10 protein-coding genes are annotated in these 13032 nt (G+C 67.7%); 3 read left to right on the top strand and 7 right to left on the bottom strand.

From position 1 onward, the window contains the following. The first annotated feature begins 8 nt into the window (after nt 1-8). Nucleotides 9-1229, top strand: coding sequence for a cation:dicarboxylase symporter family transporter (locus tag S2M10_RS19015; protein ID WP_168847451.1), 1221 nt, complete (start codon nt 9-11; stop codon nt 1227-1229). Here S2M10_RS19015 and S2M10_RS19010 read toward each other — a convergent pair. From S2M10_RS19010 to S2M10_RS18990, 5 genes are all read right to left on the bottom strand, one after another. Further along, nucleotides 1210-2070 (bottom strand): PhzF family phenazine biosynthesis protein, encoded by an 861-nt coding sequence (locus S2M10_RS19010; protein ID WP_168847450.1) that lies wholly within the window; start codon nt 2068-2070, stop codon nt 1210-1212. The two genes, S2M10_RS19015 and S2M10_RS19010, sit on opposite strands and share 20 nt — an antisense overlap. A 139-nt stretch (nt 2071-2209) precedes the next feature. Next, nucleotides 2210-3688 (bottom strand): porin, encoded by a 1479-nt coding sequence (locus S2M10_RS19005; protein ID WP_168847449.1) that lies wholly within the window; start codon nt 3686-3688, stop codon nt 2210-2212. A gap of 300 nt (nt 3689-3988) precedes the next feature. Further along, nucleotides 3989-4528 carry a GNAT family N-acetyltransferase gene (locus tag S2M10_RS19000; RefSeq protein ID WP_168847448.1) on the bottom strand — a complete coding sequence of 180 codons (540 nt, stop codon included), beginning with the start codon at nt 4526-4528 and terminating at the stop codon, nt 3989-3991. A 183-nt stretch (nt 4529-4711) separates the two neighbouring features. Continuing rightward, nucleotides 4712-6505, bottom strand: coding sequence for an IlvD/Edd family dehydratase (locus S2M10_RS18995; protein WP_168847447.1), 1794 nt, complete (start codon nt 6503-6505; stop codon nt 4712-4714). A 26-nt stretch (nt 6506-6531) separates the two neighbouring features. Continuing rightward, the gene (locus S2M10_RS18990) at nt 6532-7665 is read right to left on the bottom strand and encodes an aldose epimerase family protein (protein WP_168847446.1); all 1134 of its coding nucleotides are present in this window, start codon (nt 7663-7665) and stop codon (nt 6532-6534) included. Nucleotides 7666-7810: 145 nt separating this feature from the next. On the opposite strand from S2M10_RS18990, the gene S2M10_RS18985 reads away from it, so the two are divergent. Further along, entirely contained in the window at nt 7811-9112 is a 1302-nt protein-coding gene (locus S2M10_RS18985; protein ID WP_168847445.1) for a sugar MFS transporter, read from the top strand. A gap of 262 nt (nt 9113-9374) precedes the next feature. Here the strand turns inward: S2M10_RS18985 and S2M10_RS18980 are convergent, their stop codons facing one another. Further along, nucleotides 9375-10133, bottom strand: coding sequence for a FadR/GntR family transcriptional regulator (locus tag S2M10_RS18980; RefSeq protein WP_168847444.1), 759 nt, complete (start codon nt 10131-10133; stop codon nt 9375-9377). A 123-nt stretch (nt 10134-10256) separates the two neighbouring features. Between S2M10_RS18980 and araD1 the strand changes: the two genes are divergently transcribed. Beyond that, on the top strand, nt 10257-11252 hold the full coding sequence (araD1, locus tag S2M10_RS18975) for an AraD1 family protein (RefSeq protein ID WP_168847443.1): 996 nt from the start codon (nt 10257-10259) through the stop codon (nt 11250-11252). A gap of 137 nt (nt 11253-11389) precedes the next feature. Here the strand turns inward: araD1 and S2M10_RS18970 are convergent, their stop codons facing one another. Next, on the bottom strand, nt 11390-12970 hold the full coding sequence (locus S2M10_RS18970) for an alpha-L-arabinofuranosidase C-terminal domain-containing protein (RefSeq protein WP_168847442.1): 1581 nt from the start codon (nt 12968-12970) through the stop codon (nt 11390-11392). Between the last annotated feature and the right edge of the window lie 62 nt (nt 12971-13032).

Raw genomic sequence — 13032 nt, 5'->3', positions numbered from 1 at the left:
GACAGGGGATGGCGAAGACGGCGCTGGTGATCGGCGCATTGCTGGCGGGGGTGTTGCTCGGCTTCGCCGCGCGCTGGCCGGCGGGCGCCTTTCTGGTGCCGTGGATCGACCTGCTCGCGCCCATTGGCGCCTTCTGGATCCGCGCGCTGACCATGACGCTGGTGCCGCTGGTGTTCGCGCTGGTGGTCAGCGGCGTCGTCAACGCCGTGCGCCACGGCCAGGGCGGGCGGCTGCTGGCGACGAGCTTCGCCGTGTTCTTGCCGATGCTGGTGCTCGCGGCGCTGCTCGCCTGGGGGGCGCTGGAGATCGTGCTGTGGCTCTTCCCGCTGGGCCCCGACCCGCTCGCCGGCCTGCTGACCGCCGGTCCCCCGGCGGTGCCGCATGTCCCGAGCGCGTCCGAGCAGATCCTGGCCATCCTGCCCGAAAACCCGATCGCGGCGGCGGCCGGCGGGCAGATGCTGCCGCTGGTGGTGTTCGCGGTGCTGCTGGGCGTGGCGCTGGCGCGGACCGGCGGTACAGGGCTCACGGCGGTGATCGACGAACTGGCCCGGGCAATGACGCGCATCGTCGACTGGATCCTGCTCGCCGCGCCCATCGGCATCTTCGTCCTGGCGATGGGGGCGGGCAAGGCGGCGGGGGCGAGCGTCGCCGGCGTGCTGGCGCGCGACGTGGCGGCGGAGATCCTGTTCTGCCTGATGGCCATCGGCATGTGCTATCTGCTGGTCTTCGGCCTGCGGGCGATGCCGCTGGGCCGCTTCGCCCGCGCCATCCTCCCCGCGCAGGCGACGGCGGCGGGCACCTGCTCGTCGATGGCGACCGCGCCGGTCTCGATGGACGTCGCGCTCAACGGGCTAAAGCTGCCGCAGGAAGTGGCGGGGACGACGCTGCCGCTCGCCATCTCCACCTTCCGGCTGGCGACGACCGGCGCGACCGTGATCGAGGTGTTTCTGGCGGCGCATGCGGCGGGCGTCGAGGCGTCGCCGGTGCAGTGGGTGCTGGCCGGCCTGTCCGCAGTGATCGCGGGTATCGCGACGCCGGGGCTGCCGGGTGCCGCGATCCTCTATGCCTGCGACGCACCGGGCATGCAGATTCTAGGCGCGCCGCTGGCGATGATCCCGCTGTACATCGCGGTCTCGGCGATCCCGGACATGTTCATCACCACCGCCAGCGTCACCGGTCAGGTAACCGCGACGACACTGGTTGCCCGGCTTATCCGCCGAGGGGGCTGAGGCCGGGCAGCGTACCCTCCGCGATGGTCATGCTGCGGCCGCCGATCCAGGCCTGGCCGTCGCCGTCATAATCCACGAAGATGCGCCCGCGCCGATCCAGCCGGGTGCCTTGCGCGGCGACATAGCCGCCGGTCACGCGGCCGCTCTGGTAGAGCCATTGCGCCGCCGAGGCATTGAAGCTGCCGGTCACCGGATCCTCGATCACCGCGCCGAACGCGCCGCTGAAGATGGTCCGGATCTCCCAGTCGACCGGCGCTCCGGCGGGATGCGCGCCGATCAGCCCGATCTCGATCCGCGCGTCCGCGTGGCGCACCGGTTCCACCGCCAGCACCGCCTCGGCGGACTCGAGCAGCACCGCGATCCAGCCGGGGCCGTTGTCCGCCCAGGCGGCATCAACGATGGCGGCTGGATCGATCCGCAGCGCCTGGGCCAGCCGCGCCCGCGTATCGCCGTCCACCGGCCCGCCGCGCAGCAGGGGCGGGGCGGCGAAGGCGAGCCGATCGGCCTCGCGACGGATCGGGATCAGGCCTGCGCCGCATTGCTGGACGATCCGGTCCGGCGCGGCGGGCCTACCCCCGGCCGCCAGCCATGCGTGGCAGGCGCCCAGCGTCGGGTGGCCGGCAAAGGGCAGCTCGCGATCCAGCGTGAAGATGCGCGCATGATAGTCGGCGCCCGCGACGCTCGGCGGCAGCAGGAACACCGTCTCGCTCAGATTGAACCAGCGGGTGATCGCCTGCATAGTCGCGGTATCGAGATCGCCGCCGCCATGGACCACCGCCAGCGGATTGCCGGTAAACGGTCCGTCATGGAACACATCGACCAGCGCGAAGGGCGTCGTCATTCGGTGCATCTCCCCTGCCGCAGCGGCGGCGTTTGGGGAAGAGATCGCCGATAGCGGCGGGCGTGGCAAGCAGGCACCGAAACGCGTTGCGGCCGCCGCCCTTGGAGGGGCGACGGCCGCGCAGCAGGATCAGGACCGATCAGAAGGTGATGCCGAAGCCGGCGCTGACCGTCTCGCCGCTGTCCTTGCCGGTGAACGAACCGGCGCGGTTGTTGGTCTTCCAGTGGATCAGGTTCAGCTGCACGCGGATGATGCTGTCCAGATACCAATTGGTGCCGATCGTCGCGGCCTCACCCTTGGTGGCGTTCGGGATGCCCGAATATTCGAGATTCTCGTAACGGGCGAGGATCTCGATCGCACCGGGGCCGCCGTCGAACACCGGGCGCAGCACGCGCGGCTGGGCGAAGGTGCCGAGGCGCGGATTGTACGGCGGCAGGTCGCCGGTGACGAAGAAGCCGGTCGACAGGCTCCACGCCTTGCTCTCGAAGTCCGGGCGACCGGCGTTGAGGTGCGCGACGCGCTTGCCGGCTTCACCCATCACCCAGAGCGGGCCGACATAGCCGCCCAGTTCGGCGCCATAGCCGGTGGTGCCGGTGCCGCCGGTGAGGGTGCCGGTCTGGACGCGCAGATTGCCGTTGAAGCGGCCGCCGATCACGGTGTTGCGGGTCAGCGTACCGGTGCCGCGCGAGGACAGCGCCTCGTCGAAGCCCCAGAGGCCGACATGGAGGAGCGAGCGATCGGTCTTGACCGGATTCCAGTGGGCGCGGGCCATCACGGTGCGGCTGTCGTTCGCCGCCTGGGTGGCATCGACGCTGTCGCCGCTGAGCGTGATCGAGGCGTGACCCGTGTTCCAAAACAGGCGCGACATCAGCGCGATACCGTAGAAGCCGCGCTGCGGGATAATCGAGGTGCCGACGACGTTGCGCTCCAGGAACGGCGGCGCATCCGATCCGCCCGAACCTTCGAAGCCGCGATCGTTGAACATGTTGCCGAAGCGGACGTCATACGACACCTTGCCGATGTCGTTGCGCCAGCCGACGAACATCGTGCCGACGTCGGAGACATTGTCGGCGAAGTCATTCTCGAACTGGTAGAAGAAGTGCGGGCCCACCGCGCCTTCGATACCGATACGCAGCGCGCGGGCGCCGGTCGTCGTGATGTTGCGGGCGTCGTAGTTCGATCCGAAGGTCGAGCTGACATGGTTGATGATACGGCCGCGCATCTTGAACAGGAATTTGCCGTCCGCCGAGCGGAAGATCGGCAGGCCGCCGCGCCATTCGGCGGTGACGTTGGAGGCATTCTGCAGCGCGCGCGCCTGGGCGACGGTCTGGTCGGCGAGGTCGGCGGCGGCGAGCTGCGGCGCGAAGGAGCCGGCAACGGTCTCGTCATTGGCGACGTCCACGCGGCGGGTCGGCGCCGCCTGCTGCACCGGCGCGGGTGCGGCGGGGCGCGCGGTTTCGATCTTGTCCAGCCGGGCGCGCAGCGCGGCGATCTCTTCCGCCTGCGCCTTGAGCAGCTTCACCAGCTCGGCTTGATCGGTCGACCCGCTCTGCGCGAACGCCGGCGCGGCGAACAGCAGGGCGGACAATGCCGCGCCCACCAGGAATTTCGTCTTCATCGTCAAACCCCGTTTGTTGATTCTGCGTCACCAATGGTAACCGTACCAGTATAGGACAGGGTTCTGACGAACGATGCGATCATGATACTAAATGTTTCTGCTACGCATTATGCCTGAATAAACGGCAGGAATCGCGATTGGGCCCGCGAAATCTAAACGGTGTAAGTTGTGGACTTATTATTGTTTAGCCGCCAGGGTTTGCGTAGCGCTCCTGACATATCAGCGACGCCTGTAGGTTCAAAATGGTTACTGCAACGTTTCGATGTGCCTAGGTAGCAGCCACCGGGGTCGGCGCGCGGTTCAAAGCGATTTTTCCATCCGCACGAGCGGCACGCGAATGCTTCCGATCGGCGCCGAGAGGATCGGTTCGACCTGAACATAGCCACAGGCTTCGTACAGCGGCACGCCGGCCATGGTTGCCATCATCTCGGCGCGGGCGAAGCCGGCGGCGCGGGCGGCATTCTCGCACAGTCCGAGCACCCGGCTGCCGATGCCGCGGCGGGTGAAGGCGGGATCGGTGTACATCGCCCGGATCTTGGCGGCGTCGCGGGCGGGATCGAGCCGCTGGGGTTCGCGCGCGACGATGCTCGCGTCCCCGCCATACAGCGTCGCCCGGAACGACCAGCCGCCGCAGCCGGCGATCGTGCCGGCGTCGTCCTCCACGAGGAAATAGGTCTGGTCGGCGATCAGCTGGGTGTCGAGGCCCATTACCCGGTGGCTGGCGGCGACTTGTTCCGGCGTGAGGAAGCCGTGCTGCAGCTGCGCGATCGCGCGGTGCATCACCGTGCGCAGCGCTTCGAGATCATGCGGCTGGGCGAGGCGGTGGGTGAAGTCGGGCATTGGAGGGCTCCAGGCGGCGTCAAAAAAACTGGCGTCATTCCCGCTAAGGCGGGAATCCATTGCCCTGTGCGGTGGAAGAAAGAACCGCGGCATCAGCGCCAATGGATCCCCGCCTTCGCGGGGATGACGACGTATCTCGGGCCAAGTCCCATCCTCTCCTGCGGGCGGGGACGGGACGAGCCCTTAGTGGTTGTCGCGGGGCACGCCGTGCGCCTGGGCGATGCGCTGGAACTGTTCGGCGCCCTCCAGGATCGCACCGGTGTTCATCTGGCCGACCACGGCGCGCTGGATCGCCTGCCACGGCGTCTGCGAGGCGGGATAGGCATAGCCGCCCGCCTCGGCCAGCGCGCGACGGCGCTCGGCGAGCGCGTCGGCGGGGATCAGCACGTCGGCGGTGCCGCGGTTGAGGTCGATCCGCACCCGGTCGCCGGTCTGGAGCAGCGCCAGGCCGCCCATCGCCGCCGCCTCGGGCGAGGCGTTGAGGATCGAGGGCGAGGCCGAGGTGCCCGACTGGCGGCCGTCGCCGATGCACGGAAGCGCATGGACGCCTTCGCGGATCAGATAGGCAGGCGCGCGCATGTTCACGACCTCGGCAGCGCCCGGATAGCCGATGGGGCCTGCGCCGCGCATCACCAGCAGCGTGTCCGGCGTGATGCCGGTGGCGGGATCGTCGATGCGGTGGTGGTAATCCTCGGGGCCGTCGAACACCACGACGGGGCCTTCGAACGCCTCGGGATCGTTCGGATTGGAGAGATAGCGGTCGCGGAATTCGGGGCCGATCACGCTGGTCTTCATGATCGCGGCGTCGAACAGATTGCCGCGCAGCACGATGAAACCGGCCTCGTTCACCAGCGGCTTGTCGAAGGTGCGTATCACCTTCTCGTCCTCGATCGTGGCGCCCCGGCAATTGTCGCCGATCGTCTTGCCGTTGGCGGTGATCGCATGCTCGTGGATCAGGCCCTGCTGCATCAGCTGGGCGACCACCGCGGGCACGCCGCCGGCGCGGTAATAATCCTCGCCGAGATATTCGCCGGCGGGCTGCAGATTGACCAGCAGCGGCACCTTGTGGCCGTGCGTCTGCCAGTCGTCAAGGGCGAGCTCGGCACCGACATGGCGGGCGATCGCCGCCAAGTGGATCGGCGCGTTGGTCGAGCCGCCGATCGCCGAGTTGACGACGATCGCATTGAGGAAGGCCTCGCGCGTCAGGATGTCCGAGGGCTTGAGGTCCTCGTGGACCATGTCGACGATGCGCTTGCCGGTGCGATAGGCGGCTTCCTGGCGGTCACGGTACGGGGCGGGGATGGCGGCCGAGCCCGGCAGCATCATGCCGAGGGCCTCGGCGAGGCTGTTCATCGTCGTCGCCGTGCCCATGGTGTTGCAATAGCCGGTCGACGGTGCCGAGGAGCTGACCAGGCGGATGAAGCCTTCGTCGTCGATCTCGCCCGCTGCGAGCAGCTCGCGCGCCTTCCACACGATCGTGCCCGAGCCGGTCCGCTCGCCGCGGTGCCAGCCGTTGAGCATCGGGCCGACCGACAGGGCGATCGCCGGAATGTTGACCGTCGCCGCCGCCATCAGGCAGGCAGGCGTCGTCTTGTCGCAGCCGGTGGTGAGCACCACGCCGTCGATCGGATAGCCGTAGAGCAATTCGACCAGGCCGAGATAGGCAAGGTTGCGATCGAGCCCCGCGGTCGGGCGCTTGCCGGTTTCCTGGATCGGATGGACCGGGAACTCGATCGCGATGCCGCCGGCCTCGCGAATGCCTTCGCGGATCCGCTCGGCGAGCACCAGGTGGTGGCGGTTGCACGGGCTGAGGTCCGAGCCAGTCTGGGCGATTCCGATGATCGGCTTGCCCGAGCGCAGCTCCTCCAGGCTCAGCCCGTAGTTGAGATAGCGCTCGAGATAGAGCGCGGTCATGTCAACGTTATCGGGATTGTCGAACCAGGCGCGGCTGCGCAGCTTCGGGGCAGTGTCGGTCATCGGAAAAGCCTTGCGGGAGGAGGAGGTCAGCGCGTCGTCGAGAAACGATAGACGATCATATTGCGATAGGTCTGCCCCGGATTCAGCCGCGCCGAACCGAAGGCGGGCTGGTTGGGCGTATCCGGGAAGACCTGCGGTTCGAGGGCAAGGGCGTCGCCCTGGCGATAGGCATGGTTCGACTTGCCGATCGCGGTGCCGTCGAGGAAATTGCCGGTATAGAATTGCACGCCCGGCTGATTGGAGAGGATCTCCATCACCCGGCCGCTCGACGGATCCTCGACCCGGGCATGGAGCACCGGCTGGGCGGAGGGCGCCTTGGCGATCACGAAATTCTCGTCATAGCCCTGGCCGAAGACGATCTGCGGATCGCGCCCGTCGCGGATGCGGGCACCGATCGCGGTCGGCTTGCGGAAGTCGAACGGCGTGCCCTCGACCGGGCGCAGCTCGCCGGTGGGGATCAGCGTCTTGTCGACCGGCGTCGTCGTCTCGGCCGGGATCGTCACGACATGGTCAAAGATCGAGCGCTGCGAGGCCTCGCCGGCAAGATTGAAGAAGCTGTGGTTGGTGATGTTGACGATGGTCGGCTTGGTCGTGGTCGCGGTGTACTCGACCGACAGCTCGTTCTTCTCGTTGAGCGCATAGGTGGCGGTGACGGTGAGCTGGCCGGGATAGCCTTCCTCGCCATCGGCGGAGACGTAGCGCAGGGTGACGCTGGCGCTTTCGCCGCTGCTGACCTTCTCCACCGTCCACAGCCGCTTATCGAAGCCCGTCGGGCCGCCGTGGAGCGCATTGGGGCCGTTGTTCTTGGCGAGGGTGTAGGTCTTGCCGTCGATGCTGAAGGTGCCGCCCTTGATGCGATTGGCATAACGGCCGACGGTGGCGCCGAAATAGTTCGGCGCGACCAGATAGCCCTTCATGTCGGTATAGCCGAGCGTCACGTCTTCGGACTTGCCGGTGCGGTCGGGTGCCGAGAGCGACTGGAGGATCGCGCCGTAGCTGAGGATCGTGGCGCGCATGCCATGGCCGTTGGTAAGCGTGATCGCCTCTACCTGTCGGCCGTCGGCGGTGGTGCCGAAGGCGGCGCGCGTCGCTTCGCCGGCCTGTGCGGACAGCGGCAGCATCGCGGTGGCGAGCAGCGCGCCCTTGATAAGATAATTCATGCAATACCTCTCCCTATCGGTTATCGCTGCTGCAAGCGGCGACGCGGCCGTTGACGCTGGACATCGGGTTGAATACTCCGACTAGAAAGCGAAGAGCAACCCCGCCGCGTCTCCCCGTGGCAAAAAACGAGAGGATCAAACCAGCATGGCGGTCATGCCAACGTCAAAGGCTTCTCCGGCGGGGGCCGGGCAAGCCTCTCCCCCAACGCAATATGGACGCGCCCTGGCCCTGCTGGCCACGCTGTTCTTCATGTGGGGCTTCATCACGGTGATCAACGGCACGCTGCTGCCGCATCTGCGCAGCGTGTTCGAGCTCAGCTATTTCCAGGCGGCGCTGATCGAGAGCGTCTGGTTCATCGCCTATTTCTTCGCCTCGATTCCCTCGGCTAAGCTGATCGAGCGGATCGGCTATCAGAAGTCGCTGGTCGTCGGGCTGCTGATCATGGCGGCGGGCGCGCTGGGGATGACGCTGGCGGCAAGCCTGCCCTCCTATGGCGTGACGCTGTTCATGCTGTTCGTGATCGCCAGCGGAATCACGCTGCTGCAGGTCGCGGCCAACCCCTATGTCGCGGTGATCGGCCCGTCCGAGACCGCGTCGTCGCGGCTCAACCTTGTGCAGGCGATGAACTCGGCCGGCACGATGCTGGCGCCGCTGTTCGGGGCGTATCTGATCCTCGGCCGCTCCAAGGGCGGCACCGCACAGGCGGGTTCGGCCGCGCTCACCCAGGCCGAGCGCCTGGCCGACGCGCATGCCGTGATCCTGCCCTATGTGCTCGTCGCCGTGGTGCTGCTGGTCCTGGCGATCGTGATCGCGCGCTTTCCGCTGCCCGCCATGGGCTCGGCCACCAGCCGCGTCGCGAAGGAAGATCGCAAGCACCATAGCCTGTGGAACCACCGCAACCTGGTGTTCGGCATCGGCGCGATCTTCATCTACCTGATCGCCGAGATCGGCGTCGGCAACCTGTTCGTGAACTTCGTCAGCCGCCCCGAGATCGGCAACATGACGACCGAGCAGGCGGGCCGCTACCTCACGCTGCTGTGGGGCGGGATGATGGTCGGCCGCTTCGTCGGTTCGGCGATCATGCAGAAGGTGGATGCGGCGATCGTGCTCGCCGCATTTTCTGTTGCCGCTTTCATCGTGATGATGGTCACCGTGTTCACCCAGGGCGAAGTGGCGATGTGGTCGCTGATCCTGGTGGGCCTGTTTCACTCCATCATGTTCCCGACGATCTTCACCCTTGGCATCAAGGGCCTCGGCCCGCTGACCGAGGAAGGCTCGGGCCTGCTGATCATGGCGATCGCCGGCGGCGCGCTGGTGGCGGTGCAGGGCTGGCTGGCCGACCAGTACGGTCTGCAGAACTCGTTCCTGCTCACCGCGATCTGCGAGCTGTACATCCTGTTCTATGCGCTGTGGGGCAGCAAGCCGACCAACGCGATCGAGGATTGAGGACGGAGCATTTCCTCCCTCGCGCAAGCGGGGGAGAGGACCGCCGCCGCAGGCGGGGGTGGAGGGGGCGTCGCCGCGGGCGGCGCCCTTTTCGGTTGTGGGGGATGCCCCCTCCACCACGCCGCTGGCGCGGCGCGGTCCCCCTCCCCGGAGCTGTGCTCCAAGGGAGGAAACGCTGGCAGTCAGGAACCAGGATAGCGTTTGCTGTGCCGCGAAGCGGGGGAGGGGGCCGCCGCCATAGGCGGTGGTGGAGGGGGCTCCCTCACATCGAGAGGCGCGTATCCTCCAGCGCGAGGTCGACCAGCGTGCGCATCGCGGCGGCGGCGGCCTCGGGATCGCCCGCCGCGATCGCGTCGAACACCTTGATGTGATCGGGCACGGGATCGCGCGGCAGGGCGCGGGCGCGCTGCTTGTACTTGGTCGTCCAGCTCACCGCCGCGCCGATGCTGGCGCTCAGCGCGATCAGCGCGTTGTTGTGGGTGGCCTCGAGCAGCGCATCGTGGAAGTCGCGGTCGGCAGCCCGGCCCGCTTCGGTCGCCAGCGTGTGGCGGCGCATCTGGGTGAGCGCGTCGCGCATCGCCTTCACATCGTCGCGGTCGCGGCGTTCGGCGGCGAGGCGGGCGGCGGCGGGCTCCACCACCGCGCGCAGCTCGAACAGGTCGCGGACGAAATCGGTGTCGGGCTCGCCCGAAAAGGCCCAGGCGAGCACCTGCGGATCGAGCATGTTCCAGCGGCTGCGCGGCAGCACGCGGGTGCCGGCCTTGGGGCGGCTCTCCACCAGCCCCTTGGCGGTGAGCACCTGCACCGCCTCGCGATAGGCGCTGCGCGACACGTCGAGCGCCTCGGCGTTGGCGACTTCGCCGGTCAGCTTCTCGCCAGGCGCGATCGCGCCGGAGACGATCTGCGTGCCGAGATAATGCGCGATTGCGCCGCGCAGGCGGCGGCCCGAGCCTTTCGGCGTGCGGGTGATCGGCTGCACGCCTGCCTCGTCGGCGTCTTCCGCCCGATCGTCCCCTGCCATCCGCTCGCTCTCCTGCATTTAACCCGTGTAGCGCGAAGCGGGGGCCTGCCGCAAACGATGCGCGATTGCCATTCGGGATCGACCCTAATATGTCGGACTAAACCGAGGATGAGGAGCAGTTCGATGGCGTTGCGGCTGATGCAGTTCAAGGGAAGCGATGGCGTGCGGCGGGTGATCGCGGCCGACGAAGCGGGGGCGGGCTTCGTGCGCGGCGCCACCGACGTCCGCAGCCTGGCGCTGCAGGCGATCGAGGCGGGCCAGTCGCTCGCCGAGGCGGTGGCGGCGGCGGGGCGCGAGGGCGAGGTGGATCCGGCCGAGGCGCTGGCGGCGGGCCAGCTGCTCGCGCCGATCGATCATCCGGATGGCGCGCATCTGGTGCTGACCGGCACCGGCCTCACCCATCTCGGCTCGGCCGAGGGGCGCGACAAGATGCACCGCGATGCCGCGGCGGCCGAGCACAAGACCGATTCCATGCGCATGTTCCTGGAAGGCGTCGAGGGCGGCAAGCCGGATGAGGGCGCGATCGGCCAGCAGCCCGAATGGTTCTACAAGGGCAATGGCCATCATCTGGTCGGCCCCGGCGATACGCTGCAAATGCCCGGCTTCGCGCAGGACGGCGGCGAGGAGCCGGAGCTGGCCGGCATCTACCTGATCGGCCCCGACGGCACGCCGTGGCGGATCGGCCTCGCCCTTGCCAACGAGTTCAGCGACCATGTGACCGAGCGGCACAATTACCTCTGGCTCGCGCATTCCAAGCTGCGCCAGGCGGCGCTCGGGCCCGAGCTGCTGGTGGGTGCGGCGCCGAGCGACGTGCGCGGCACCAGCCGAATCGTGCGCGACGGCGCGACGATCTGGGAAAAGCCGTTCCTCTCCGGCGAGACCAACATGTCGCACACGCTCGGCAATCTCGAGCATCACCACTTCAAATATGGCCTGTTCCGCCAGCCGGGCGACGTGCACGTCCACTTTTTCGGCACCGCGACGCTGTCGTTCAGCGACGGCGTGAAGACGGAAGTGGGCGACACGTTCGAGATCGAGGCTGCCCCCTTCACCCTGCCGCTGCGCAACCCGCTGGCGCAGGGCGACGACACCGGGCTGACGACGGTGAAGACGCTGTAATTCAGATCCTTCCCGGCACGGGGAGGGGAACCATGCGCAGCATGGTGGAGGGGGATCACCGCAAGCGAGTCCGGCGTGGAGGCCCCCTCCACCACCGCCTTCGGCGGCGGTCCCCTCCCCGTGCCGGGGAGGATCTTTCAGCCCCCGACTTCCACCACTGCGACCGACTTGGCCGGCAGGTCCAGCGTCACCGCGCCCGTCGCCACCGTCCCGTTGATCGGCTTCGGTGCCACCGCATTCGGTGCCTCGAAGCTGTTGACCGCATCGACCCTGGCCGCGGTCAGCACCTCGCCCCGGGCGCTCTTCGCCGTCAGCCCCGCGAACGACACCGCGATCCGCGCCGGCTTGGCCGGATCGAGGTTGGTTACCGCCAGCCACAGCTTGCCGTCCTTGCCGCGCGCGGCGATGGCATCGACGCGCGGCATGGTCACGTCGCCCTGGGTGTAGGTCCCCGCATCGAACGAAACCGGCACCGCCTTCGCATCCTGGAACGGCACGTACATGCGGAACACGTGATAGGTGGGGGTGAGGACCATCTTCTCCTTGTCGGTGAGGATCATCGCCTGGAGCACGTTGATCATTTGGGCGATGTTGGTCATCCGCACCCGGTCCGCATGGCGCGCGAAGATATTGAAGTGCAGTGCCGCGATGATCGCGTCGCGCAGCGAGTTCTGCTGGTAGAGGAAGCCCGGGTTGGATCCCGGCAACGGTGCCAGCCACACGCCCCATTCGTCGATCATCAGGGGCACCTTCTTCTCGGGATCATACTTGTCCATGATCGCCGCGTGCTTGGCGATCATCCCGTCCATCGCCAGCGCCGCCTTGACCAGCTTGGCATAGCCCGTCTCGTCGAAGCCGATGCTGGGGAACGAGGGCGGCCAGCCGCCGGTGGTATAGGCGTGCATCGACAGGCCCTCGATGTTCCAGGCCCAGTCATGCCCCTTCCACGCCGCCATCACCGCCTCGGTATAGGTGGTGTCGTTGTCGTTCGGGCCCACCGCGATTCGCTGCATCGGCTCGGGACCCTTTTCGCCCTGCTTGGGATCGAGATTATGGGTGAAGCGGGCGAAGCGCTTCATCAGGTCGACATAATGATCCGGGCGCATCGATCCGCCGCAGCCCCAGCTTTCGTTGCCCAGGCCCAGCCATTTTACCTTGTAGGGCGCGACATGGCCGTTTGCGGCGCGCTCCTTGCCGGCGGTGCTGGAAGGATCGGCGGTCATATAGGCCAGCCAGTCGGCCGCCTCCTGGATCGTGCCCGAGCCGACATTCACCGAGACATAAGCCTCGGCCCCCACCTGATCGGCAAAGTCCATGAACTCGTCGGTGCCGAAGCTGTTGGGCTCGCCCGCACCGCCCCAGTTGGTGTTCACGCTGCTGCGGCGCTTGTCCTGCGGGCCGATGCCGTCGCGCCAGTGATATTCGTCGGCGAAGCAGCCGCCCGGCCAGCGCACCACCGGCACCTTGATCGCCCGGAGCGCCGCGACGACGTCCTTGCGGATGCCGCGGGTGTTGGGGATGGGCGAGTCCTTGCCCACCCAGATGCCGCCATAGATGCCGCTGCCGAGATGCTCGGCGAACTGGCCGAAGATGTGCCGATCGATCGTCGGTCCGGTCTTGGCGGCCTCGACGGTGACGGTGACGGGCGCGTTTTGTGCCAGCGCCGGGGCCGATATGGAAAGCAGCGCCGCACCCGCGAGCAAGGTCTTTCGAAGCATGGAATCCTCCCTGAGATTTTCTGGGGGAAGCGATGCCACGAACTCTACTCCGACAAAAGGGG

Origin of the sequence: Sphingomonas sp. S2M10 (genome assembly GCF_012650175.1) — a bacterium.
Lineage (GTDB): Bacteria > Pseudomonadota > Alphaproteobacteria > Sphingomonadales > Sphingomonadaceae > Sphingomonas.
The sequence above is the reverse complement of the archived record's forward strand: the minus strand, read 5'-3'. Positions and strand labels throughout refer to the sequence as shown.

What these genes read in the sequence shown, in the direction of transcription:
- S2M10_RS18985 (WP_168847445.1), top strand. Translation starts at nt 7,811, where the DNA reads ATGGCGGTCATGCCAACGTCAAAGGCTTCTCCGGCGGGGGCCGGGCAA.
- S2M10_RS19005 (WP_168847449.1), bottom strand. Translation starts at nt 3,688, where the DNA reads ATGAAGACGAAATTCCTGGTGGGCGCGGCATTGTCCGCCCTGCTGTTC.
- S2M10_RS18995 (WP_168847447.1), bottom strand. Translation starts at nt 6,505, where the DNA reads ATGACCGACACTGCCCCGAAGCTGCGCAGCCGCGCCTGGTTCGACAAT.
- S2M10_RS19000 (WP_168847448.1), bottom strand. Translation starts at nt 4,528, where the DNA reads ATGCCCGACTTCACCCACCGCCTCGCCCAGCCGCATGATCTCGAAGCG.
- araD1 (WP_168847443.1), top strand. Translation starts at nt 10,257, where the DNA reads ATGGCGTTGCGGCTGATGCAGTTCAAGGGAAGCGATGGCGTGCGGCGG.
- S2M10_RS18980 (WP_168847444.1), bottom strand. Translation starts at nt 10,133, where the DNA reads ATGGCAGGGGACGATCGGGCGGAAGACGCCGACGAGGCAGGCGTGCAG.
- S2M10_RS19010 (WP_168847450.1), bottom strand. Translation starts at nt 2,070, where the DNA reads ATGACGACGCCCTTCGCGCTGGTCGATGTGTTCCATGACGGACCGTTT.
- S2M10_RS18990 (WP_168847446.1), bottom strand. Translation starts at nt 7,665, where the DNA reads ATGAATTATCTTATCAAGGGCGCGCTGCTCGCCACCGCGATGCTGCCG.
- S2M10_RS19015 (WP_168847451.1), top strand. Translation starts at nt 9, where the DNA reads ATGGCGAAGACGGCGCTGGTGATCGGCGCATTGCTGGCGGGGGTGTTG.
- S2M10_RS18970 (WP_168847442.1), bottom strand. Translation starts at nt 12,970, where the DNA reads ATGCTTCGAAAGACCTTGCTCGCGGGTGCGGCGCTGCTTTCCATATCG.